The sequence below is a fragment of the Streptomyces sp. NPDC046215 genome, from assembly GCF_040646215.1.
Taxonomy (GTDB): domain Bacteria; phylum Actinomycetota; class Actinomycetes; order Streptomycetales; family Streptomycetaceae; genus Streptomyces; species Streptomyces stramineus.
This window is the reverse complement of the sequence record NZ_JBEYZW010000006.1, coordinates 1-22724: the sequence shown is the minus strand read 5'-3', so window position 1 is coordinate 22724 and position 22724 is coordinate 1. Positions and strand designations below refer to the sequence as shown.

Here is a 22724-nt window from a genome sequence, read left to right as displayed (position 1 = left end):
GCTCTTGACCGTGCAGAAAACTGCCGTTCATCGGTCGGCATTGTCGAACACCTAACGACAATATTCGCTATGGTGGACTCTGCCGCGGGCCGATCAAAGCCCTCTCGGAGGGCGCGGACCACCGGAGGGACCCGGGGTTCGCCTTCCCCTGGACGAAGGACAAAGGAGTCGCGGGTGTCCAGCTCCGACATCTTCATCGGCGAGACCATCGGTACCGCCGTGCTCATCCTGCTGGGCGGTGGCGTGTGCGCCGCCGTCACCTTGAAGCGCTCCAAGGCGCTCAACGCGGGATGGCTCGCCATCACTTTCGGGTGGGGCTTCGCCGTACTGACGGCGGCGTACATCGCCAACCCGTCCGGTGCGCACCTCAACCCGGCCGTCACGCTCGGCCTCGCCATCGACGGTGCCACTGAGTGGAGCGACGTGCCGCTCTACCTCGGCTCCCAGATGCTCGGCGCGATGATCGGCGCCACGCTGGTGTGGGTCACGTACTACGGACAGTTCCGGGCCCACATGACCGACCCGGAGATCGTCGCCGCCACCACCGGCCACGAGGGCATAGTGGACAAGTCCGCGGCCCCCGCCGCCGGCCCGGTGCTCGGCATCTTCTCCACCGGACCCGAGGTCCGCAACGTCGTGCAGAACCTGGCCACGGAGATCATCGCGACCACGGTGCTCGTGCTCGCCATCCTGACGCAGGGCCTCACCAAGGGCCTGGCCGTCAGCGGCACCGGTGTGCTGATGACGGCGCTGGTCGTCGTCGGCATCGGCCTCTCGCTGGGCGGCCCGACCGGATACGCGATCAACCCCGCTCGTGACCTCGGCCCGCGTATTGTGCATGCGCTGCTGCCGCTGCCGAACAAGGGCGGCTCCGACTGGGGCTACGCCTGGATCCCGGTGGTCGGCCCGCTGATCGGCGCCGCGCTCGCCGCAGGCATTCACAAGCTCGCGTACTGAGCACCCGCCGAGACCTCACGACTTCCAGGAGCACACGAGACATGACCACCACCGGCACCCACGGCACGGGCCCGTTCATCGCGGCGATCGACCAGGGCACCACCTCCTCCCGCTGCATCGTCTTCGACCGCGACGGACGCATCGTCTCCGTCGACCAGAAGGAGCACGAGCAGATCTTCCCGAAGCCGGGCTGGGTCGAGCACGACGCCAGCGAGATCTGGGCGAACGTCCAGCAGGTCGTGGCCGGCGCCGTCGAGAAGGCGGGCATCACCGCCGCCGACGTCAAGGCGATCGGCATCACCAATCAGCGCGAGACCACGCTGATGTGGGACAAGACCACCGGTGAGCCCGTCCACAACGCCATCGTCTGGCAGGACACCCGCACCGACGCCCTCTGCAAGGAACTCGGCCGCAACGTCGGCCAGGACCGCTTCCGCCGCGAGACCGGCCTGCCGCTGGCCAGCTACTTCTCCGGCCCGAAGGTCCGCTGGCTGCTGGACAACGTCGAGGGCCTGCGCGAGCGCGCCGAGCGCGGCGACATCCTCTTCGGCACCATGGACTCCTGGGTCATCTGGAACCTCACCGGTGGCACCGACGGCGGCGTCCACGTCACCGACGTCACCAACGCCTCCCGCACGATGCTCATGAGCCTGCGCAACCTCGCCTGGGACGAGCGCATCGCGGAGTCCATGGAGATCCCGGTCGCCGTGCTGCCGGAGATCCGCTCCTCCGCCGAGGTCTACGGCACCGCCAAGAGCGGCGCCCTGGCCGGCGTCCCCGTCGCCTCCGCGCTCGGCGACCAGCAGGCGGCCCTCTTCGGCCAGACCTGCTTCTCCGAGGGCGAGGCCAAGTCGACCTACGGCACCGGCACGTTCATGCTGATGAACACCGGCAACGAGCCCGTCAACTCCTACAACGGCCTGCTGACCACCGTCGGCTACCGCATCGGCGACCAGGCCCCGGTCTACGCCCTCGAAGGCTCCATCGCCGTCACCGGCTCCCTCGTGCAGTGGATGCGCGACCAGATGGGCCTCATCAAGAGCGCGGCCGAGATCGAGACGCTCGCCAGCTCCGTCGAGGACAACGGCGGCGCCTACTTCGTGCCGGCCTTCTCCGGCCTGTTCGCCCCCTACTGGCGCTCCGACGCGCGCGGTGTCATCGCGGGCCTGACCCGCTACGTCACCAAGGCGCACATCGCCCGCGCCGTGCTCGAGGCCACCGCCTGGCAGACCCGCGAGATCACCGACGCCATGACGAAGGACTCCGGCGTCGAGCTGACCGCACTCAAGGTCGACGGCGGCATGACCTCCAACAACTTGCTGATGCAGACGCTCTCGGACTTCCTGGACGCACCCGTGGTGCGTCCGATGGTCGCCGAGACCACCTGCCTCGGCGCTGCCTACGCCGCCGGCCTGGCCGTCGGCTTCTGGCCGGACACCGACGCCCTGCGCGCCAACTGGCGCCGGGCCGCCGAGTGGACCCCCCGCATGGATGCGGACACGCGTGACCGCGAGTACAAGAGCTGGCTCAAGGCCGTCGAGCGGACCATGGGCTGGATCGAGGACGAGGAGTAATCATGACAACCCCGCAGAGCGTTCCGACCCTGGGAACGCACCCGGCTGCCGGTGCCAACCCGGGCCGCGCCGAGACCCGGGACCGACTGTCGAACGCGACATACGACCTCCTGGTGATCGGTGGCGGCATCCTGGGCACCTCGGTGGCCTGGCACGCCGCGCAGTCCGGGCTGCGGGTCGCGATGGTGGACGCCGGTGACTTCGCCGGCGCCACCTCCTCCGCGTCGTCCAAGCTCGTCCACGGCGGTCTGCGCTACCTGCAGACCGGCGCGGTCAAGCTGGTCGCGGAGAACCACCACGAGCGCCGGGTGCTGGCCAAGGACGTGGCCCCGCACCTGGTCAACCCGCTCACCTTCTACCTGCCGGTCTACAAGGGCGGCCCGGTGGGCGCCGCCAAGCTCGGTGCCGGTGTCTTCGCCTACTCCGCGCTGTCCGCCTTCGGCGACGGCGTCGGCAAGGTCATCTCCCCGGCCAAGGCCAAGGCCGACAACCCCGGCCTGCGCACCGACAACCTCAAGGCCGTCGCGGTCTACTACGACCACCAGATGAACGACTCGCGCGTCGCGGTCATGACGGTCCGCGCGGCCGTCGAGTCCGGCGCGGTCGTCCTCAACCACGCCGAGGTCACCGGGCTGCGCTTCACGCACGGCAAGGTCACCGGCGCGGAGCTCAAGGACAGGGTGGACGGTGCCGAGTTCGGCATCGACGCTCGGGTCGTCCTCAACGCCACCGGCCCGTGGGTGGACCACCTGCGCAAGCTGGAAGACAAGGGCGCCAACCCGAGCATCCGCCTGTCCAAGGGCGCGCACATCGTGATGAAGCGCAAGTCGCCGTGGAAGGCCGCCATGGCCACCCCGATCGACAAGTACCGCATCACCTTCGCCCTCCCCTGGGAGGACCAGCTGCTCCTCGGCACCACCGACACCGCGTACGAGGGCGACCCGGCGGACGTCCGCGCCACCGAGGAGGACATCCAGCAGATCCTCGACGAGGCGGCGTTCTCCATCCAGGACGCGGACCTAGACCGCGACCTGATGACGTACGCCTTCGCCGGCCTGCGCGTCCTGCCGGGCGGCCCGGGCGACGTGTCCCAGGCCAAGCGCGAGACGGTCGTCTCCGAGGGCAAGGGCGGCATGCTGTCCGTCGCCGGCGGCAAGTGGACGACCTACCGCCACATCGGCCGTACGGTCATGGCCAAGCTCGCCAAGGTGCCCGGCAGCCCGCTGACCGAGGACATGGAGCCCGTCTCCAGCCTCGTCCGCCGGACCCCGCTGCCCGGTGTCGCCAACCCCAACGCCGTCGCCCACCGCCTGCTGGTGGACCGCGAGCCCGGCAGCCGCATGGACCCGCTGACCGCCCGTCACCTGGCCACGCACTACGGCTCGCTGTCGTTCGACATCGCCCGCATGGTCAACGAGAACCCGGAGCTCGGCGAGCGCATCCACGCCGACGGCCCCGAGATCTGGGCCCAGGTCGTCTACGCCCGGGACCACGAGTGGGCCGAGACGGTCGACGACGTGCTGCGCCGCCGCACCACGCTGACGATCCGCGGCCTCGACACCGAGGACGTCCGCGCCCGCGTCAAGGACATGCTGGGCGACAAGGGCTGACCAGCCCGAATAGGGTCGAAAAGGTCCGAAAGGGCCGAGGCCCGCCGCCGGCACCGGGTCCGCCCGGTGCCGGCCCCTGAGGGGAGAGACGCCGTCCGGCGCCTCTCCCCTCGGCGCGTCCGCACCCGGCACCGGCAACTGACCGGGCCCTGATCGCGTCACTTGCAGAAGAGAACACAAGGGGGCGATCGTGGTCATGGAACGACCGGACAGGGATGCGGCGAGCCCGGCGCCGGCCACGGCGCGCGCCCGCCGGCCGGGCCGGCGCCTGGTCCTGCGGATCGCGCTCGCGCTGGCTCTGGTCATCCTGCTGCCGACCGTCGCCGCGGGCAGCGCGCTGCGCGCCGCGTACGCGGGCTCGCCCGCGAAGGACGCCCTCACCCGGGGCCGGGACGCCGTCTGGCTGGGCCACGCCTGGGTCGACGGCCGCAAGGGCGAACGGGACCTGGCGGAGCTCAAGCGCCGCATAGCCGGCACGGGCCTGCGCGACCTGTACGTGCACACCGGCCCCCTGGAGCACGACGGCACCCTGCCCGCCTCGGTGTACCCGCGCGCGACGTGGCTGATCGAGGCCGTGCGCCGCGAACTGCCGGGCGTCCGCGTCCAGGCGTGGCTGGGCGACAAGGTGGTCCGCCGCGGCGAGGGCGGCGGCGGGCTGCGGCTGGACTCGGCGCCCGCGCGGGCCGCCGTCGTCGACAGCGCCCGGCAGGTGATGCGGGCCGGCTTCGCGGGCGTCCACCTCGACGTCGAGCCCGTACGGACCGGGGACCGCCACTTCCTCACCCTGATCGACGCCCTCCGCACGGCCGTGCACACGGGCGGCGGGGTCTTCTCGGTCGCGGCCCAGCAGATCGACCCGGTGCCCTCGCTGCACTCCGCCGCCCGCCTGATGGGCAGTCCGAAGTGGTGGACGCAGGCCTACTTCGGCCAGGTCGCCCGCCGGGTGGACCAGATCGCCGTCATGTCCTACGACACGGCGCTGCCCGTGGAGAGCCTCTACGGCGGCTACGTGGCCCGGCAGACGGCGCTGGCCCTCCAGGCCACCCCGGCCGGCACGGACCTGCTGATGGGTCTGCCCTTCTACCACACCGACGACTTGGGCCACCACGGTCACGCCGAGACGGCCGCGGCGGCGATCCGCGGCGCGCGCCTGGGCCTGACCCGCGAGGACCGGCGGCGCGAGCACTTCGGAGTGGCGCTGTACGTGGACTTCGCCGCCACCGACGACGACTGGCGCGCCTACCGCAGGGGCTGGGGCACGCGAGGGTGAGAGCCCGGTGACCGCCGGGTGGGCCCGGCGCGCGTCCCCGGCGGGACCCTGTGAGAACAGCCCCGCACAGGGGCTGCGACCGGGGGCCGCGGAAGTCGTAGTCTTGGGGTCGCACAAAGACAGGCAACACTGCACGGAACTGCAACCGGTGGCACGGACCCGTCCGCCCCGGTCGGAAGGAGGCGCTGGGTGATCGAGCTTGAGGGGGTTCCCGAGCTGATCGACCCGGTCATGATCTGTGCCTTCGAGGGCTGGAACGACGCCGGGGACGCCGCCTCCAGCGCGGTGGCGCACCTGGACCGGGAGTGGAAGGGCGAGGTCTTCGGCGCGCTCGACGCCGAGGACTACTACGACTTCCAGGTCAACCGCCCCACCGTCTGGCTGGACGGCGGGGTCCGCAAGGTCACCTGGCCGACCACCCGGCTCTCGGTGGTCCGCACGGGCGGCGGCGCCGAGGGCACCGGCGGTTCCGGCAAGGCACGCGACCTCGTCCTGGTGCGCGGCATCGAACCGAGCATGCGCTGGCGCTCGTTCTGTAACGAGATCCTGGGCTTCGCCCACGAGCTGGGCGTGGAGATGGTGGTGGTCCTCGGCTCCCTGCTCGGCGACACCCCGCACACCCGGCCCGTGCCGGTCAGCGGCGTCACCTCCGACCCGGACCTGGCCCGCACCCTGGATCTGGAGGAGTCCCGCTACGAGGGGCCGACCGGCATCGTCGGCATCCTCCAGGAAGCGTGCACCCACGCCGGCGTCCCGGCGGTGAGCCTGTGGGCCGCCGTCCCGCACTACGTCTCCCAGCCGCCGAACCCGAAGGCCACCCTGGCGCTCCTGAACCGCCTGGAGGACCTCATCGACGTGCGGATCCCGCTCGGCGAACTGCCGGAGGACGCACGGGCCTGGCAGCTGGGCGTGGACCAGCTGGCGGCCGAGGACAGCGAGGTCGCCGAGTACGTGCAGTCGCTGGAGGAGGCGCGGGACACCGCCGACCTCCCCGAGGCGTCCGGCGAGGCCATCGCGCGCGAGTTCGAGCGCTACCTCCGCCGCCGCGACGGCCAGCCGGGCCCCGCGCAGCCGGGCGGCCTGGCCGCCGAACCGGGCCTCGCGGACGGCTCGTACCTCCGCGACACCACCAGCGGCCGCACCCGCCACCCCAAGCCCCCGGCGAAGGACGAGGCCCCGCCGCCGGCGACGGCGGCGGACGGCGACGCCGGCCCGCCCGAGAAGGACGGCAAGGACGGCAAGGACGGAAAGAGCGCCCCGGAGGGCGACGACGGCAAGAGCTGACCCCGAGATGCCCGGGGCTCCGTGACACAAGGGGCCCCGGGAGTCCGTGCGTCGGGCCCGGCCGCGAGGGCTTATCGAAGCGACGCCGGAGGCGGTCCGCCGTACACTGGTCGGTCCGGTGGAGGCCGGTCCGCCGCTCCTGGCACAGGCGCGGCGGGCCGGCCTTCTCGTCCCCCTCAGGAGGTGCGCCCCGATGACCAGCAGCATCGCCGCCGTCGATCCCCGACCGGCCGCCGGCTCGGCCCTGCAGGCCGTTCTGCTCGACATGGACGGCACACTGGTGGACACCGAGGGCTTCTGGTGGGAGGTCGAGGTGGCGGTCTTCGCCGAGCTCGGCCACCAGCTCCTGGAGGAGTACCGGGAAGTGGTCGTCGGCGGGCCCATGACCCGCAGCGCCGCGTTCCTCATCCAGGCCACCGGGGCGAGGATCGCCGTGGCCGAGCTGACCGTGCTGCTGAACAGCCGCTTCTCCGAGATGATCGGCCGCGGCGTGCCCCTGATGCCCGGCGCCCGCAGACTCCTCGCCGAACTCGCCGCCCACTCCGTCCCCACCGCCCTGGTGTCGGCCTCGCACCGGCAGATCATCGACCGGGTGCTGCACTCCCTGGGGCCGGAGAACTTCGCGCTGACCGTCGCGGGCGACGAGATGGAGCGGACGAAGCCGCACCCGGACCCGTACCTGCTCGCCGCCGCCCGGCTCGGGGCCGATCCGGCGCGCTGCGCCGTCGTGGAGGACACCATGACCGGGGTGGCGGCCGCCGAGGCGGCCGGCTGCCGGGTGGTGGCGGTGCCGTCGGTGGCGCCCATCCCCGCCGCGCACGGCCGCACGGTCGTGAGCTCCCTGGAGGAAGTCGATCTCCGTTTTCTCCGCGGTCTGATGACCGGAAAGCACTGACGCGTCACTGAGCGTGTCCCGGCGAATGTTCACGGAACTCCGGGAGGCGGAACGACTGTTTTCCGTGACGAATGCGACGCTTCAATTCCCGGCGCCGCCGATGACCGTCAAGAGTGAGCTTCGTCACCGCGTCAAGGGTCGTTGAGTGCGTGATCGATCACCCCGTGGCATTCCTATGCGGTGGAAGCGCACCTTTGTGTCCTGATTGATGATCTACTGTGTGAATCGTTCCGGCGTCCGGTAATCGGTGAACCGGTGGTTGTTATCACGGCGTGATATCGCCTCAACTTCACCGTGTTCCAGCCGCACCGGCCCCGCGCACTAATCTTTTCGCGAGAACTTCACGGCTCCCCATGGGCCCGGCGCATCCTCCGTCGGTATGGTCCCGGGAGCCGATCGCATCACAGGGAGAACCCCGCATAATGAACCGCAAGACGTTGGTGCTGCCGCTCCTGGCAGTCCTGCTGGCCCCCACGCTCGCTGCCTGTGGCGGGGGCGACGGAGCCGGCAAGGGCAACGGCGCCATCGTCATCGGCACCACCGACCGGTTCGAGGAGACGACGGACGCCCCGGCGCCCTTCGACCCGGCCGTCGCGTACGACATCGGCGCCTGGAACGTCCTGCACAGCACCTTCCAGACCCTGCTCCGCCTGCCGCGCTCCGGCACCAGCCCGGTCGCCGACGCCGCCTCCAAGTGCTCCTGGGGGGACCGCCGCAACGAACAGTTCCGCTGCACCCTGCGCAGCGGGCTGAAGTTCTCCAACGGACACGCGCTCACCGCCGAGGACGTCAAGTTCTCCATCGACCGCGCCCGGGCCATCAACTTCGAGAACGGCCCCGTCTCGCTCCTCAGCAACATCGACTCGGTGGAGACCCCGAACGACCTGGAGGTCGTCTTCCACCTGAAGTCGCCCGACGCGACCTTCCCCCAGAAGATCGCCACCCCGGCCGCGGCCATCGTGGACAGCGAGAGCTACGCCAAGAACAAGCTCGACAACGGCTTCAAGGTCGTCGGCTCCGGCCCCTACACCCTGCAGACCGAGGAGAAGGACGGCCGGGTCGTCAAGGCCGTCTTCAACAAGAACAGCGGCTACCAGGGCGCCGTGAAGCTGCAGAACGACAAGGTCGAGATGCGCTTCTACGACGACGCCAAGTCGATGGAGAAGGCCCTCAAGGGCGGCGAGATCGACATCATGAACCGCACCCTGGCGCCCGCGCAGCTCAGCCGGATGCGCGCCTCCACGGAAAAGGGCGTCCGCCTGCTGGAAGCCCCCGGCCGGGAGATCAGCTTCCTCGCCTTCAACACCAACGACCCCACGGTGAAGAACAAGGCGGTGCGCCAGGCCATGGCGCAGCTCGTCGACCGCCAGGCACTGGCCCGCGACGACTACCAGCGCACCAGCGAACCGCTGTACTCGCTCGTCCCCAGCGGCATCACCGGCCACCAGAACTCCTTCGCCAACCGCTACGGCGAGCCGAGCGTCGACAAGGCCCGCTCGATCCTGCGGGCCGCGAACATCACCTCGCCTGTGCCGCTGACGCTGACCTACACCGACGACCACTACGGTGAGGCCACCGGCAAGGCGTTCAAGTCCCTGCAGAAGCAGCTCAACGACAGCGGGCTGTTCAGCACCAAGCTCCAGGGCGTGAAGTGGGCGGAGTTCCGCCCGGAGGCCGCGAAGGGCAAGTACGCCGTCTACGGCATGGGCTGGTTCCCCGACTTCCCGGACCCGGACAACTTCGTCGCCCCGTTCTTCGGCAAGGACAACTTCCTCCGCTCCCCGTACCAGAACTCGAAGATCAGCGGCGAGCTGATCCCGAACTCCCGCGAAGCGTCCCAGCGGGAAACGGCGGCCAAGTTCTTCCAGCAGGCCCAGGACGTCGTCGCCGACGACGTCCCGGTGCTGCCGCTGTGGCAGGGCAAGCAGTACGTCGCCACCCGTGACAATGTCACCGGTGCCGAATGGGCGCTCAACTCCGCCTCCGAGATGCAGCCGTGGGAGCTGGGACGCGGCGTATGAGGCGAGAAGAGCAGCGGGCGCAACGAGCCCACCCCACCGGCTCTGCCGACGATCTCATCAGACGATCAAGGAAACTGTGAGGAACGTGCACGTGAGGAAACGTGATCAGTGGCTTGCCGCCCCGCTCGGTGCGGGGCTCGCCGCCGCCCTGCTCACCGGGTGCGGTTCGGAAGACGGCAAGGCGGGCGGCACCGGTGAGTCGGTGGTCATGGGGATGTCGGACGACATCGAGTCCACCGACCCCGCGGCCGGTTACGACCCGGCCTCGTGGCTGCTGTTCAACAACGTCTTCCAGTCGCTGATGAGCTTCCCCAAGGGCAGCAGCACGCCCAAGCCGGAAGCCGCGGAGAACTGCAAGTTCAAGGACGAGATCAGCCAGACCTACGAGTGCAAGCTCAAGGACGGGCTGAAGTTCAGCAACGGGCACGACCTCACCTCCGAGGACGTCGCCTACTCCTTCCGCCGCACCCTGAAGATCAAGGCCGACGGCGGCCCGGAGCCCCTGCTGTCCTCGATCAAGGACATCAAGACCCCGGACAAGCTGACGGTCGTCTTCCACCTCAACCGCTCCGACGCCACCTTCCCGCAGAAGATCGCCTCGGGCGCCGGCTCCATCGTGGACAGCGAGGAGTACCCCGCCGACAAGCTCCGCACCGACGGCAAGGCCGTCGGCTCGGGTGTCTACAAGCTCGACAAGTTCGACAAGAAGCAGGCCGTCTTCTCGGTCAACTCGTCCTACAAGGGCGGCGCCGGCTCGGTGCTCAACCGCGGCGTCACCATGAAGTTCTTCAACGGCAACCAGAGCGGGCTCAAGGACGCCGTCCAGAAGGGCGACGTCGACCTCGCCTACCGTGGCCTGGCGATGAAGGACATCGCCGACCTGGAGGCCACCGGCGGCAAGCAGAACCTGCAGGTCGTCGAGGGCACCAGTGCGGAGGTCCAGCACCTGGTCTTCAACACCAAGGACCCGGTGGTCGGCAAGCTCGGCGTCCGCAAGGCCATCGCCTACCTGGTGGACCGCGGCACCCTCGTGCGCGACGTCTACAAGCGCACCGCCGAGCCCCTGTACTCGATCGTCCCCAGCGGTGTCACCAGCCACAAGACGCCGTTCTTCGACGTCTACGGCGACCGGCCGCAGCGCGACAAGGCCGCCGCCGCGCTCAAGGCCGCCGACATCAACACGCCCGTCAAGCTGACCCTGTGGGCCACGCCGACCCGATACGGCCCCGGCACCGAGCCCGGCTTCCAGGAGATCGCCAAGCAGCTCAACAAGAGCGGGCTCTTCGAGGCCGACGTGAAGTCCGTCCCGATCGCCGAGTACGACGATGCCATCAAGGCCGGCAAGTACGGCGTCTATGTCAAGGGCTGGGTCCCCGACTACCCGGACCCCGACAACTTCACCGCGCCCTTCTTCGGCGAGAAGAACGTCCTCTTCAACAACTACCAGTCGAAGGAGATCACGGACCGCATCACGGCCACCACCGCCGAGGGCAACCGCCCCGCGACGGTCGGCGACTACGCCAAGGTGCAGTCCATCGTCGCCCAGGACCTGCCGGTCCTCCCGCTGTGGCAGGGCAAGCAGTACGCCGTGGCCAGCGACCGGATCTCCGGACTCCAGTGGACCCTCGACGCCTCGACCGTCTTCCGCTTCTGGGAGATCAGCAAGGCCGCCAAGGACTGACCCGCCGGCACACATGGCACAGCCCGGTACGCATCGCGTACCGGGCTGTTCCGCTTTCCGCCCTCGGAAACTACTGGGCGCCCGGGCGCACCAGACCGCTCTCGTAGGCGTAGACCGCGGCCTGCACGCGATCCCGCAGGCCCAGCTTCGTCAGGACGTGGCCGACGTGCGTCTTGACCGTCGTCTCGCTGACGAACAGATCCGCGGCGATCTCCGCGTTCGACAGACCGCGCGCCACCAGCTTCAGCACCTCGACCTCACGGTCGGTCAGCGTGTGCAGCGTGTCCGGCAGCGGCTCCTCGCCCGACGGCAGGTGCCCGGCGTACTTGTCGAGCAGCCGCCGGGTGATGCTCGGCGCGAGCATCGCCTCACCACCGGCCACCACCCGGATCGCCTGGACGAGCTCATGGGCCGGGGCGTCCTTCAGCAGGAACCCGCTGGCCCCCGCCCGCAGCGCCTCCACCACGTACTCGTCGAGATCGAACGTCGTCAGCACCAGCACCTTCGCCGGGCCGTTCCGCTCCGGGCCGGTGATCTGCCGGGTCGCCTCCACGCCGTCCATCCGGGGCATCCGGATGTCCATCAGCACCACATCGGGCTGCAGCGCCCGCACCTGGTCGAGCGCCTGCAGACCGTCCCCGGCCTCGCCGACGACCGCGAGGTCCGCCTCGGCCTCGAGGATCATCCGGAAACCGGTGCGCAGCAGCGGCTGGTCATCGACCAGTAGGACGCGGATCGCCACGGGAACTCCTTCGTTAGACCGCGTCCATTCTGCCCTGACCCGCCTCGCCGGGGGCCACCTGCCCACCCGGCCGCGCCACCAGCGGCAGCGGATAGGGCGGGGGAGTGCCCCCGAACTCCGGACAGAGCGCCTGGTGATCGCACCAGCCGCACAGCTTCGTCGGGCGCGGCCGCCAGTCACCGGTGTCCGTGGCCAGCTCGATGGCCTCCCACAGCGCCCGCAGCTTGCGCTCCACCCCCAGCAGCTCCGCCTCGGCCGGGTCGTACGTCAGGACGTCACCGCTGCCCAGGTAGACCAGCTGCAGCCGGCGGGGCACCCGGCCGCGCAGCCGCCACATCACCAGGGCGTAGAACTTCATCTGGAACAGGGCGTCCGTGCGGTACTGCGGCGGCGGGGCCTTGCCCGTCTTGTAGTCGACGATCCGGACCTCGCCCGTCGGCGCGACGTCCACCCGGTCGATGAAACCGCGCAGCTTCAGCCCCGAGGCCCCCTCGCCGTCGGCGTCGAGGACCGTCTCCACGTACAGCTCGCGGTCCGCGGGCTCCAGGCGCGTCGGATCCTCCAGCGTGAACCAGCGCTCGACCAGCCGCTCGGCGTCACCCAGCCACTTCGCCAGCCGCTCGGCGTCGTGCGAGCCGTCCTCCAGGAGGAAGAGCTCGGCCAGCTCCGGCCGGGCCGCCAGCAGCTTCTCCCACTCACCGGGCACCAGCCCCTGGGCCCGCGGCGGGGTGCGCTCGGCCGCCGGGGCGTCGAAGAGCCGCTCCAGCACCGCGTGCACCACCGTGCCGCGGGTCGCCGCGGCGCTCGGCTTCTCCGGCAGCTTGTCGATCACACGGAAGCGGTAGAGCAGTGGACACTGCATGAAGTCGCCCGCCCGCGACGGCGACAGCGCGACCGGACGCGCGGCGGCCGGACGCGCCGCGACGCGCTCCCCGGCAACCGGGCCCCCGGGGGCCGGAACGGCGGCTGCCGGGCCCTCCGCGGCCCCCGCCGGAGGCCCCGCCGGCCCCTGGTCGGCGGGCTCCGGCGGCTCGGCCGCCTGCCCGGCGGTCTTGTCAGTGGCGATACCCATGACAGGAACCCTACGGCCCGTCACTGACAGTCGGCCGCATACCATCGACGGTAGAGCCCTCGCACCGCATGATCGTGAGAGCGCACCAGGGAGTGCGGGGGCCGCATCCGACGAGGGGACACCGTGGACAACAGCGGGCAGGGCCGGTCCGGCAGCGGGGGCGCCGGAAGCCAGGACGAGCCCGGGAACCGCAGGCCCGGGCGCCCCCGCGAAGGCGGCGGCATCCTCATGGGCCGCCCCTTCGGCGTGCCCGTCTACGTCGCCCCCAGCTGGTTCCTCGTCGCCGCCCTCATCACCTGGGTCTTCGGCGGCCAGCTCGACCGCATCCTGCCCGAGCTCGGCCGCGCCCGCTACCTGGTCGCCCTCTTCTTCGCCGTGGCCTTCTACGCCTCCGTGCTCGTCCACGAACTGGCGCACACCGTCGCCGCACTGCGCTTCAAGCTCCCCGTGCGCCGCATCCAGCTCCAGTTCTTCGGCGGCGTCTCCGAGATCGAGAAGGAGTCCGAGACCCCCGGCCGGGAATTCGTTCTCGCCTTCGTCGGCCCCCTGCTCTCCCTGGTCCTCGCCGGCGTCTTCTACCTCGGTGTGCTCGCCGTCGAGCCCGGCACCGTCCCCGGCGTCCTCCTCGCCGGCCTGATGATCTCCAACCTCCTCGTCGCGGCCTTCAACCTCCTGCCCGGCCTCCCCCTCGACGGCGGACGGATGCTCCGCGCCGTCGTCTGGAAGATCACCGGCAAGCCCATGAGCGGCACCGTCGCCGCCGCCTGGATCGGCCGCGCCCTCGCCGTCGCCGTCCTCATCGGCCTCCCCCTCCTCACCCAGGCCGGCGGCCTGGGTGACGACTCCGCGAGCTTCGGCGGCATCGGCTCCCTCACCGACGCCCTCCTCGCCGCGATCCTCGCCGCGATCATCTGGACCGGCGCCGGCAACAGCCTGCGCATGGCCCGCCTCCGCGAACGCCTCCCCGACCTGCGGGCCCGCACCCTCACCCGGCGCGCCGTCCCCGTCGAGGCCACCACCCCGCTCTCCGAGGCCCTGCGCCGCGCGGGCGAGGCCGGCGCCCGCGCCCTCGTCGTCGTCGACGGCCACGGCACCCCCACCGCCCTCGTCCGCGAATCGGCCATCGTCGCCGTCCCCGAACACCGCCGCCCCTGGGTCGCCGTCAGCACCCTCGCCCAGGACCTCAAGGAAGGCATGCGCCTGTCCGCCGAGCTCTCCGGCGAGGAACTCCTCGATACCCTGCGCACCACCCCCGCCACCGAATACCTCGTCGTCGAGGACACCGGCGAGGTCTACGGCGTGCTGTCCACCGCCGACGTCGAGCACGCCTTCGTCGCCGCGATGGCCCGCACCCCCTCCTGAACCCCCCTCCACGAGCCGGGCCCCCGGGTGCCGTGTCCGTACCCGCGCCCGATGGCGGGTAGGCTGGTCACATGTCCGAACCGACCGGTGCCGCCCGCCGTCGCGGCCCCTTCCAGGTCGGGGACCAGGTCCAGCTCACCGACCCCAAGGGACGCCACTACACCTTCACGCTCGAAGCCGGGAAGCAGTTCCACACCCACAAGGGTGCCTTCCCGCACGACGAGCTGATCGGTGCTCCCGAGGGCAGTGTTGTCCGTACCACGGGAAACGTCGCCTACCTCGCGCTGCGCCCCCTGCTCCCCGACTACGTCCTGTCCATGCCGCGCGGAGCCGCCGTGGTCTACCCCAAGGACGCGGGGCAGATCCTGGCCATGGCCGACATCTTCCCCGGCGCCCGCGTCGTGGAAGCCGGTGTCGGCTCCGGCTCCCTGAGCAGCTTCCTGCTGCGAGCCATCGGCGACCAGGGCATGCTGCACTCCTACGAGCGCCGCGCCGACTTCGCCGAGATCGCCACGCAGAATGTCGAGCGCTACTTCGGCGGCCCGCACCCTGCCTGGCAGCTGACCGTCGGCGACCTCCAGGACAACCTGTCCGACACGGACGTCGACCGCGTCATCCTCGACATGCTCGCCCCCTGGGAGTGCCTGGAGGTCGTCCGCAAGGCGCTCGTGCCCGGCGGCATCCTGTGCTGCTACGTGGCCACCACCACGCAGCTCGCCCGGACCGTCGAGTCCATCCGGGAGATCGGCTGCTTCGCCGAGCCGTCGGCGTGGGAGTCCATGGTCCGCACCTGGCACGTCGAGGGCCTGGCCGTGCGCCCCGACCACCGGATGATCGGCCACACCGGATTCCTGCTCACCGCCCGCCGCCTCGCGGACGGCGTCGAGCCGCCGCTGCGCCGCCGCCGCCCCGCCAAGGGCGCCTACGGCGAGGACTACAGCGGGCCGGGCGCCCAGAGCGGCTCCGCCGAGCGCTGACCGCCCCGCCACCTCACCCGGACGCCGCTGCCGCGAACCGCCTCCAGCGGAACTCGGCGGCGGCGTCCTGGAGTTGGCACCCGCCGGACCGCCCCGGCTCCCCGGCCGGGGCGAAAACCCCCTGTTCCCCGGCGCGCACGCATATGGCACGATGCGGATCATTCCCGCAGCCACCGCTCACAGGAGTCAGCGCGCGTGCAGCCACCGGCAGGACCCGCTCCGTCCCCGCTCCCCGAGGGCCCGCAGCCCCACCCGCACACCCGCCCCCGCCCGGCGCACTGGGCCCTCACCGCCGCCCTCCTGGCCGCCGTGGTCACCTGCGCCGCGCTCGCCGGGCCCGCCGACGACACCGCCACGGCCGCACCGCCCCCGGCCGGCGCCACCGCCGCGCGGACCCCGGACGCCCACGCCGCCCGCTACCCCCTCGACTGCGGCGGCACGGGCCCCGACATCGTCCAGCAGGCGGCGGCCGACCTCGACGGCGACGGACGCCCGGAAACCACCGCGGTCGTCCGCTGCCGCTCCGGCGGGGGCACCCGCCCCAGCGGCGTCTACGTCCTCGCCGCACCCACCGCCGACGGGCCGCCCCGCGTCCTGGCCACCCTCGTCGACCCCGCCGAGAAAATGAGCGTCACCGGCCTCGGCATCACCGGTGGCACCGTTTCGGCCACTCTGCTCGGCTACTCCACCGCGAAGGTGCCGCGTTGCTGCCCGGACCTGCGCCGGGCGGTCGAATGGCGGTGGAAGGGCGGCAAGTTCGTCCTCACCGCCCTCCCCGTCGCCGGCAGTGTCTGAGAGCTCACTCCGCGTCGGGACCGAAGACCTCGACCTTGTCCGAAACCCGACGGACGTGGATGCAGTCGCCCGGGCACTCCTTCGCCGAGTCCCGGACGTCGTTCAGCAGCGGCAGCGGCACGGGCGTCGTGGCCCCCTTGTCCTGCAGCAGCTCGTCCTCGGTGCTCTTCACATAGGCCAGACCGTCGATGTCCAGCTCGAAGACCTCCGGGGCGTACTGGGCGCAGATCCCGTCGCCCGTGCACAGATCCTGGTCGATCCAGACTTCCAGCTCGCCGAGGTCTTCGTTCTGCACGGTCATCTCGTCCTGCCGTTTCCTGCGTATGTGAATCAATTGGAGCCAGCCCTGACGGGTGTTGACCGACTCGACGATACAACCGCCCGCTTTCCGATGTTGATGGGTGGGTATTCCCCTGCTGTGAGGACGTGCGCAAGGGTGAAGATCGGACACACTCCGACCGGGTTTGTGATCTAGGGGTTTCAACCTGCACCGGCCCAGGTAGGGTCAGGAAGCGTCCAGCTCCCCTTGGAGGAGGTGAGGACCGTGGCAGCCCACGACGACGAAATGAACCGCGGCATCCGGCCGGGACGAGGTTCTGACGACCTCGCGAGCCAGGTTGCCTATTTCGAGCAGGAGATCGCCGTCCTGCGGCGCAAGCTCGCCGACTCTCCGCGTCACACGAGGATTCTCGAAGAGCGGATCGTCGAGCTCCAGACCAACCTGGCCGGAGTGTCCGCACAGAACGAGCGGCTCGCCAATACCCTCCGCGAGGCCCGCGACCAGATCGTGGCCCTCAAGGAGGAGGTGGACCGTCTCGCGCAGCCGCCGGCCGGCTTCGGGGTCTACCTGCAGGCCAACGACGACGGCACCGCCGACATCTTCACCGGGGGCCGCAAGCTCCGGGTCAATGTCAGCCCCAGTGTCGAGCTCGAGGACCTCCGGCGCGGCCAGGAGGTCATGCTCAACGAAGCGCTCAACGTGGTCGAGGCCATGGAGTTTGAGCGGGCCGGGGACATCGTCACCCTCAAGGAGATCCTCGAGGACGGCGAGCGGGCCCTGGTCATCGGGCACACCGACGAGGAACGGGTGGTGAGGCTCGCCGAGCCGCTCCTGGACATCACCATCCGCCCCGGCGACGCCCTCCTGCTCGAACCCCGCTCCGGCTACGTCTACGAGGTCATCCCCAAGAGCGAGGTCGAGGAGCTCGTCCTCGAAGAGGTCCCGGACATCGACTACACGAAGATCGGCGGCCTGGGCAACCAGATCGAGCTGATCCGCGACGCGGTCGAACTCCCCTACCTCTACCCCGACCTCTTCAAGGAGCACGAACTGCGCCCGCCCAAGGGCGTGCTGCTCTACGGCCCGCCCGGCTGCGGCAAGACGCTCATCGCCAAGGCCGTCGCCAACTCCCTTGCCAAAAAGGTGGCCGAAGTCACCGGCCAGCCCGCGGGGAAGAGCTTCTTCCTCAACATCAAGGGCCCCGAGCTGCTCAACAAGTACGTCGGCGAGACCGAGCGGCACATCCGGCTGATCTTCCAGCGGGCCAGGGAGAAGGCGAGCGAGGGCACCCCCGTCATCGTCTTCTTCGACGAGATGGACTCCCTCTTCCGCACCCGCGGCTCCGGGGTCAGCTCGGACGTGGAGAACACCATCGTCCCGCAGCTGCTCTCCGAGATCGACGGCGTGGAGGGCCTGGAGAACGTCATCGTCATCGGCGCCTCCAACCGGGAAGACATGATCGACCCGGCGATCCTGCGCCCCGGCCGCCTCGACGTGAAGATCAAGATCGAGCGTCCGGACGCGGAGGCGGCCAAGGACATCTTCTCCAAGTACCTCACCTCGACCCTGCCCATCCACACGGACGACCTCACCGAGCACTCCGGTGACCCCAAGGCCGCCGTGGCCGGGATGATCCAGTCGGTCGTCGAGCAGATGTACGCCGAATCCGAGGAGAACCGCTTCCTGGAGGTCACCTACGCCAATGGTGACAAGGAAGTCCTCTACTTCAAGGACTTCAATTCCGGCGCCATGATCCAGAACATCGTGGACCGGGCCAAGAAGATGGCCATCAAAGCCTTCCTCGACCACAACCAGAAGGGCCTGCGCGTCTCCCACCTGCTCGCCGCCTGCGTGGACGAGTTCAAGGAGAACGAGGACCTGCCCAACACCACCAACCCCGACGACTGGGCCCGCATCTCCGGCAAGAAGGGCGAGCGGATCGTCTTCATCCGCACGCTCGTCACCGGAAAGCAGGGCGCGGACACCGGACGCTCCATCGACACGGTGGCCAATACCGGTCAGTACCTGTAAGACCGCCGTCCGGCCGCGGATGTCCCGCCCCCCGCCCTGGCGGGGGGACACCCAGGGCGTCCGTGGCCGGACGTGTTTTTGCACCACATCCGCGCCACGGGGGAGCCGACGGGCCGGGTACGGCACGAACCGGAGCAATGACTGTAATGATCTCCCCACTGCCGCAAAGCCGTTCTAGGCTCTTCGATACCGCCGCGAAGCGCAGTGGGGGATCGGGGACACAGGAACCGGATGCGCAGCGGTACTTGAGCGCCGACCCCACCAGGGGGCGCCGCCGGGCAAGGAGGGCCGCATGACCGTACGGCGAGTAATGGGCATTGAGACGGAGTACGGGATCTCCGTCCCCGGTCACCCGAACGCCAATGCCATGCTCACCTCGTCCCAGATCGTCAACGCCTACGCGGCGGCGATGCACCGGGCGCGACGAGCCCGCTGGGACTTCGAGGAGGAGAATCCGCTGCGGGACGCCCGCGGCTTCGACCTCGCCCGTGAGGCCGCCGACTCCAGCCAGCTCACGGACGAGGACATCGGCCTGGCCAATGTCATCCTCACCAACGGCGCGCGGCTCTACGTCGACCACGCGCACCCCGAGTACAGCTCCCCCGAGATCACCAACCCCCGCGACGCCGTCCTCTGGGACAAGGCGGGGGAGCGGATCATGGCGGAGGCCGCCGAGCGCGCCGCCCAGCTGCCCGGAGCCCAGCCGATCCACCTCTACAAGAACAACACCGACAACAAGGGCGCCTCCTACGGCACCCACGAGAACTACCTGATGAAGCGGGAGACCCCTTTCTCGGACATCGTCCGCCACCTGACGCCCTTCTTCGTCTCCCGGCAGGTCGTCACCGGCGCCGGCCGAGTGGGCATCGGGCAGGACGGCCACGACCACGGCTTCCAGCTCAGCCAGCGCGCCGACTACTTCGAGGTGGAGGTGGGCCTGGAAACCACCCTCAAGCGGCCCATCATCAACACCCGCGACGAGCCGCACGCCGACGCCGAGAAGTACCGCCGGCTGCACGTGATCATCGGCGACGCCAACCTCTCCGAGATCTCCACCTACCTCAAGCTGGGCACCACGGCCCTGGTCCTGTCCATGATCGAGGACGGCTTCATCGCCGCCGACCTCGCCGTGGACCAGCCCGTCCGCACCCTCCACCGGATCAGCCACGACCCGACGCTGCGCCGCCTGATCACGCTCCGCAGCGGCCGCACGCTCACGGCCGTCCAGCTGCAGATGGAGTACTTCGAGCTGGCGCGCAAGTACGTCGAGGACCGCTTCGGCGCGGACGCGGACGAGCAGACCAAGGACGTCCTCGGCCGCTGGGAGGACGTGCTGGGCCGGCTGGAGCGCGACCCGATGAGCCTGGCGGGCGAGCTGGACTGGGTGGCCAAGCTGGAGCTCCTGGAGGGCTACCGCCGCCGCGACAGCCTGGAGTGGGACGCCGCCCGGCTACACCTGGTCGACCTGCAGTACGCGGACGTACGGGCCGACAAGGGCCTGTACAACCGGCTCGCGGCCCGTGGCCGGATGAAGCGGCTGCTGGACGAGACGGAGGTCATGCGGGCCCGCACGGCGCCGCCCGAGGACACCCGGGCCTACTTCCGGGGCCGCTGCCTGGAGCAGTACGCCGACGACGTGGCGGCCGCCTCCTGGGACTCGGTGATCTTCGACCTCCCGGGCCGTGACTCCCTGCAACGGGTGCCCACCCTGGAGCCACTGCGCGGCACGCGCAACCACGTCAAGGAACTGCTGGACCGCTGCCGCACGGCCGAGGACCTGGTGCGGGTCCTGTCGGGCGGCTGACAGGGGCACCTCCCGGCGGTAGCCGGGGGAAAGTCTGAGAACGCTGCGTTCTGGGAATCATCACGGTGGTTCCGGGACGTTGTAGCAAGTACAGGGCCTGCGTCGGACCCGGCTTGTAGGGTCTGATCTTGAAGGTCTCAGAACATCCGATCTTGTACGTCGAACCGAGCGGGGTGAGGGATATGGCGACCAAGGACACCGGCGGCGGGCAGCAGAAGGCCACGCGATCCACGGAGGACGTGGAGGAGCAGGCGCAGGACGCGCAGGTATCGGAGGACCTCAAGGAACGGCAGGAGAAGCTGTCGGACGACGTGGACTCTGTGCTGGACGAGATCGATGATGTGCTCGAAGAGAACGCAGAGGATTTCGTGAGGTCATTTGTTCAGAAGGGTGGGCAGTGAGGCGGCTTTGCCTTCACATCGAAGGTGAATGAGTGGGGTGAGGGGAGGCGCCCCTCTCCTCAGGTCTCCCCGGGTCTCCTGGGAGCCTCGCTCCGGCCCGGAGTGATCTCGCGCATGGCCCATGATCATGAAGCGGGTAAAGTCCGTGGCGTACTGTGCTTCAACTGCAATTCAGCGTGCGGCAAGTTGAGAGACGATCGTGACGCGACGCGCCGCGCGATCGCATACCTGGAAGGAAATGCGTGGAAGCCAACACTCGTAGCACCGGGCGTCTACCGGCTGCCTTCCTGACACCCGGCTCGTCGTCCTTCATGGACTTCCTGGGCGCCCACTCCCCGGAGCTGCTGCCGGGCAACCGGCCCATGCCGGCGGTCAAGGGCATGATCGAGGTGCCCCACGGCACCACCATCGTCGCGGCCTCGTTCCCCGGCGGTGTGGTGCTGGCCGGTGACCGGCGGGCGACGATGGGCAATGTCATCGCGCAGCGGGACATCGAGAAGGTCTTCCCCGCGGACGAGTACTCGGCGGTCGGGATCGCCGGCACGGCCGGGCTGGCCGTGGAGATGGTCAAGCTCTTCCAGCTGGAGCTGGAGCACTTCGAGAAGGTCGAGGGTGCTCAGCTCTCCCTGGAGGGCAAGGCCAACCGGCTCTCCACGATGATCCGCAGCAACCTCGGCATGGCCATGCAGGGCCTCGCCGTGGTGCCGATCTTCGCGGGCTGGGACGTCAACCGCCAGAAGGGCCGCATCTTCTCCTACGACGTGACGGGCGGGCGGTCCGAGGAGCACGGCTTCGCCGCCATCGGCTCCGGGTCGGTCTTCGCCCGCGGGTCGCTGAAGAAGCTCTTCCGGGAGGATCTGACGGAGAGCGAGGCCACCACGCTCGTCGTCCAGGCCCTGTACGACGCGGCTGACGACGACTCCGCGACGGGCGGGCCCGACCTCGCGCGCCGTATCTACCCGATCGTCACCGTCATCACCGACGAGGGCTTCCGGAAGCTGACCGAGGCTCAGTGCTCCGAGATCGTCCGCGCGATCCACGAGCGCCGGCTCGAGGAGCCGGACGGCCCGCGGGCCGCACTGCTCTGAGGACTGACGGAATGTTCCCCCAGCTGACAGAAAGGGACGGATAGCCGGTGTCGACGCCGTTCTATGTCTCACCCCAGCAGGCCATGGCCGACCGCGCCGAGTACGCCCGCAAGGGCATCGCTCGTGGCCGCAGCGTCGTCGTGCTCCAGTACGCCGACGGCGTGGTGTTCGTCGCCGAGAACCCGTCCCGGGCGCTGCACAAGGTCAGCGAGATCTACGACCGGATCGCGTTCGCCGCGGTCGGGAAGTACAACGAGTTCGAGAACCTGCGCATCGGCGGGGTGCGCTACGCCGACCTGCGCGGCTATACCTATGACCGGGACGACGTCACGGCCCGGGGTCTTGCCAATGTCTACGCCCAGACGCTGGGCACTATTTTCTCCAGTGCCGGTGAGAAGCCGTACGAGGTGGAGCTGATCGTCGCCGAGGTCGGGGCCGGCCCCGAGGACGATCAGATCTACCGGCTGCCGCACGACGGCTCCATCGTCGACGAGCACGGCTCCGTCGCGGTCGGTGGCAACGCCGACCAGATCAGCACCTATCTCGACCAGCGGCACCGGGACGGCATGACGCTGTCCGAGGCGCTGCGGCTCGCGATGGATTCGCTGGCCCGGGACAACAACGGCGGCGAGCGCACCCTGACCGCCGAGCAGCTGGAGGTCGCGGTCCTGGACCGGACGCGACCGCAGCAGCGGAAGTTCAAGCGGCTGCTGGGCGGTCAGCTGTCCAGGCTGCTCGAAGGGCAGCCGGCCGGTGAGCCGGATGACGCCGTCGCCGATGCCGCTCCGGAGTCGGAGGGCTAGGGTCTTCCGGCGGGTCGTGGTAAAGCCTCCGGACGGGGGGGGGGGTGGTGGGGGGGGGCCGGGGGGACGGCGGGGCG

At 70.1% G+C, this 22724-nt stretch carries 19 protein-coding genes and 1 pseudogene; 17 read left to right on the top strand and 3 right to left on the bottom strand.

Annotated features, from left to right (window positions below; genetic code table 11):
* Positions 1–174 precede the first annotated feature (174 nt).
* The 8 genes from ABZ951_RS04095 (at position 175) to ABZ951_RS04060 (ending at position 11292) form a co-directional block, all read left to right on the top strand.
* Positions 175–957 (top strand): MIP/aquaporin family protein, encoded by a 783-nt coding sequence (locus ABZ951_RS04095; RefSeq protein ID WP_344094410.1) that lies wholly within the window; start codon positions 175–177, stop codon positions 955–957.
* 41 nt (positions 958–998) lie between these two features.
* Positions 999–2531, top strand: coding sequence for a glycerol kinase GlpK (gene glpK, locus ABZ951_RS04090; protein ID WP_344094408.1), 1533 nt, complete (start codon positions 999–1001; stop codon positions 2529–2531).
* A gap of 2 nt (positions 2532–2533) precedes the next feature.
* Positions 2534–4141 (top strand): glycerol-3-phosphate dehydrogenase/oxidase, encoded by a 1608-nt coding sequence (locus tag ABZ951_RS04085; RefSeq protein ID WP_344094406.1) that lies wholly within the window; start codon positions 2534–2536, stop codon positions 4139–4141.
* 196 nt (positions 4142–4337) lie between these two features.
* Entirely contained in the window at positions 4338–5411 is a 1074-nt protein-coding gene (locus ABZ951_RS04080; RefSeq protein WP_344094404.1) for a hypothetical protein, read from the top strand.
* A gap of 189 nt (positions 5412–5600) precedes the next feature.
* Positions 5601–6695 carry a PAC2 family protein gene (locus ABZ951_RS04075; protein ID WP_361278862.1) on the top strand — a complete coding sequence of 365 codons (1095 nt, stop codon included), beginning with the start codon at positions 5601–5603 and terminating at the stop codon, positions 6693–6695.
* A 193-nt stretch (positions 6696–6888) separates the two neighbouring features.
* Positions 6889–7590 carry an HAD family phosphatase gene (locus tag ABZ951_RS04070; protein ID WP_344094398.1) on the top strand — a complete coding sequence of 234 codons (702 nt, stop codon included), beginning with the start codon at positions 6889–6891 and terminating at the stop codon, positions 7588–7590.
* A 422-nt stretch (positions 7591–8012) separates the two neighbouring features.
* Complete coding sequence (locus tag ABZ951_RS04065; RefSeq protein WP_344094396.1) at positions 8013–9611, top strand: ABC transporter substrate-binding protein; 1599 nt, start codon at positions 8013–8015, stop codon at positions 9609–9611.
* A gap of 91 nt (positions 9612–9702) precedes the next feature.
* Positions 9703–11292 carry an ABC transporter substrate-binding protein gene (locus ABZ951_RS04060; protein ID WP_344094393.1) on the top strand — a complete coding sequence of 530 codons (1590 nt, stop codon included), beginning with the start codon at positions 9703–9705 and terminating at the stop codon, positions 11290–11292.
* 70 nt (positions 11293–11362) lie between these two features.
* Here the strand turns inward: ABZ951_RS04060 and ABZ951_RS04055 are convergent, their stop codons facing one another.
* Complete coding sequence (locus ABZ951_RS04055) at positions 11363–12034, bottom strand: response regulator transcription factor (protein WP_344094391.1); 672 nt, start codon at positions 12032–12034, stop codon at positions 11363–11365.
* A 13-nt stretch (positions 12035–12047) separates the two neighbouring features.
* On the bottom strand, positions 12048–13106 hold the full coding sequence (locus ABZ951_RS04050) for a RecB family exonuclease (protein WP_361278857.1): 1059 nt from the start codon (positions 13104–13106) through the stop codon (positions 12048–12050).
* A 123-nt stretch (positions 13107–13229) separates the two neighbouring features.
* On the opposite strand from ABZ951_RS04050, the gene ABZ951_RS04045 reads away from it, so the two are divergent.
* The 3 genes from ABZ951_RS04045 (at position 13230) to ABZ951_RS04035 (ending at position 16240) form a co-directional block, all read left to right on the top strand.
* On the top strand, positions 13230–14468 hold the full coding sequence (locus ABZ951_RS04045; RefSeq protein WP_344097790.1) for a site-2 protease family protein: 1239 nt from the start codon (positions 13230–13232) through the stop codon (positions 14466–14468).
* Between the two features lie 71 nt (positions 14469–14539).
* On the top strand, positions 14540–15445 hold the full coding sequence (locus ABZ951_RS04040) for a tRNA (adenine-N1)-methyltransferase (protein WP_344097788.1): 906 nt from the start codon (positions 14540–14542) through the stop codon (positions 15443–15445).
* A gap of 195 nt (positions 15446–15640) precedes the next feature.
* Positions 15641–16240: a hypothetical protein gene (locus tag ABZ951_RS04035; protein WP_361278852.1), complete on the top strand. Its 600-nt coding sequence runs from the start codon at positions 15641–15643 to the stop codon at positions 16238–16240.
* Positions 16241–16244: 4 nt separating this feature from the next.
* Here ABZ951_RS04035 and ABZ951_RS04030 read toward each other — a convergent pair whose 3' ends face one another.
* Positions 16245–16541, bottom strand: coding sequence for a ferredoxin (locus ABZ951_RS04030; protein ID WP_344097783.1), 297 nt, complete (start codon positions 16539–16541; stop codon positions 16245–16247).
* A gap of 243 nt (positions 16542–16784) precedes the next feature.
* Here ABZ951_RS04030 and arc point away from each other — a divergent pair, with 243 nt between their 5' ends.
* The 6 genes and pseudogenes from arc (at position 16785) to prcA (ending at position 22647) form a co-directional block, all read left to right on the top strand.
* Entirely contained in the window at positions 16785–18551 is a 1767-nt protein-coding gene (gene arc, locus ABZ951_RS04025) for a proteasome ATPase (RefSeq protein WP_344097781.1), read from the top strand.
* A 292-nt stretch (positions 18552–18843) separates the two neighbouring features.
* The gene (gene dop / locus ABZ951_RS04020; RefSeq protein WP_344097779.1) at positions 18844–20355 is read left to right on the top strand and encodes a depupylase/deamidase Dop; all 1512 of its coding nucleotides are present in this window, start codon (positions 18844–18846) and stop codon (positions 20353–20355) included.
* Between the two features lie 182 nt (positions 20356–20537).
* Complete coding sequence (locus ABZ951_RS04015; protein ID WP_030367635.1) at positions 20538–20756, top strand: ubiquitin-like protein Pup; 219 nt, start codon at positions 20538–20540, stop codon at positions 20754–20756.
* Between the two features lie 114 nt (positions 20757–20870).
* Positions 20871–21047: pseudogene (locus ABZ951_RS04010) on the top strand (endonuclease domain-containing protein); the annotation flags it as partial.
* Complete coding sequence (gene prcB / locus ABZ951_RS04005) at positions 20999–21844, top strand: proteasome subunit beta (RefSeq protein ID WP_344097774.1); 846 nt, start codon at positions 20999–21001, stop codon at positions 21842–21844. The pseudogene ABZ951_RS04010 and the gene prcB, both read left to right, overlap by 49 nt.
* Positions 21845–21891: 47 nt before the next feature.
* Positions 21892–22647, top strand: coding sequence for a proteasome subunit alpha (gene prcA, locus ABZ951_RS04000; protein WP_344097772.1), 756 nt, complete (start codon positions 21892–21894; stop codon positions 22645–22647).
* The last annotated feature ends 77 nt before the right edge of the window (positions 22648–22724 follow it).

Bases quoted from the DNA above. Each gene is read 5' to 3' on its own strand.
- glpK (WP_344094408.1), top strand. From the start codon at position 999: ATGACCACCACCGGCACCCACGGCACGGGCCCGTTCATCGCGGCGATC.
- ABZ951_RS04085 (WP_344094406.1), top strand. From the start codon at position 2,534: ATGACAACCCCGCAGAGCGTTCCGACCCTGGGAACGCACCCGGCTGCC.
- ABZ951_RS04080 (WP_344094404.1), top strand. From the start codon at position 4,338: ATGGAACGACCGGACAGGGATGCGGCGAGCCCGGCGCCGGCCACGGCG.
- ABZ951_RS04070 (WP_344094398.1), top strand. From the start codon at position 6,889: ATGACCAGCAGCATCGCCGCCGTCGATCCCCGACCGGCCGCCGGCTCG.
- ABZ951_RS04065 (WP_344094396.1), top strand. From the start codon at position 8,013: ATGAACCGCAAGACGTTGGTGCTGCCGCTCCTGGCAGTCCTGCTGGCC.
- ABZ951_RS04050 (WP_361278857.1), bottom strand. From the start codon at position 13,106: ATGGGTATCGCCACTGACAAGACCGCCGGGCAGGCGGCCGAGCCGCCG.
- ABZ951_RS04040 (WP_344097788.1), top strand. From the start codon at position 14,540: ATGTCCGAACCGACCGGTGCCGCCCGCCGTCGCGGCCCCTTCCAGGTC.
- ABZ951_RS04030 (WP_344097783.1), bottom strand. From the start codon at position 16,541: ATGACCGTGCAGAACGAAGACCTCGGCGAGCTGGAAGTCTGGATCGAC.
- dop (WP_344097779.1), top strand. From the start codon at position 18,844: ATGACCGTACGGCGAGTAATGGGCATTGAGACGGAGTACGGGATCTCC.
- ABZ951_RS04015 (WP_030367635.1), top strand. From the start codon at position 20,538: ATGGCGACCAAGGACACCGGCGGCGGGCAGCAGAAGGCCACGCGATCC.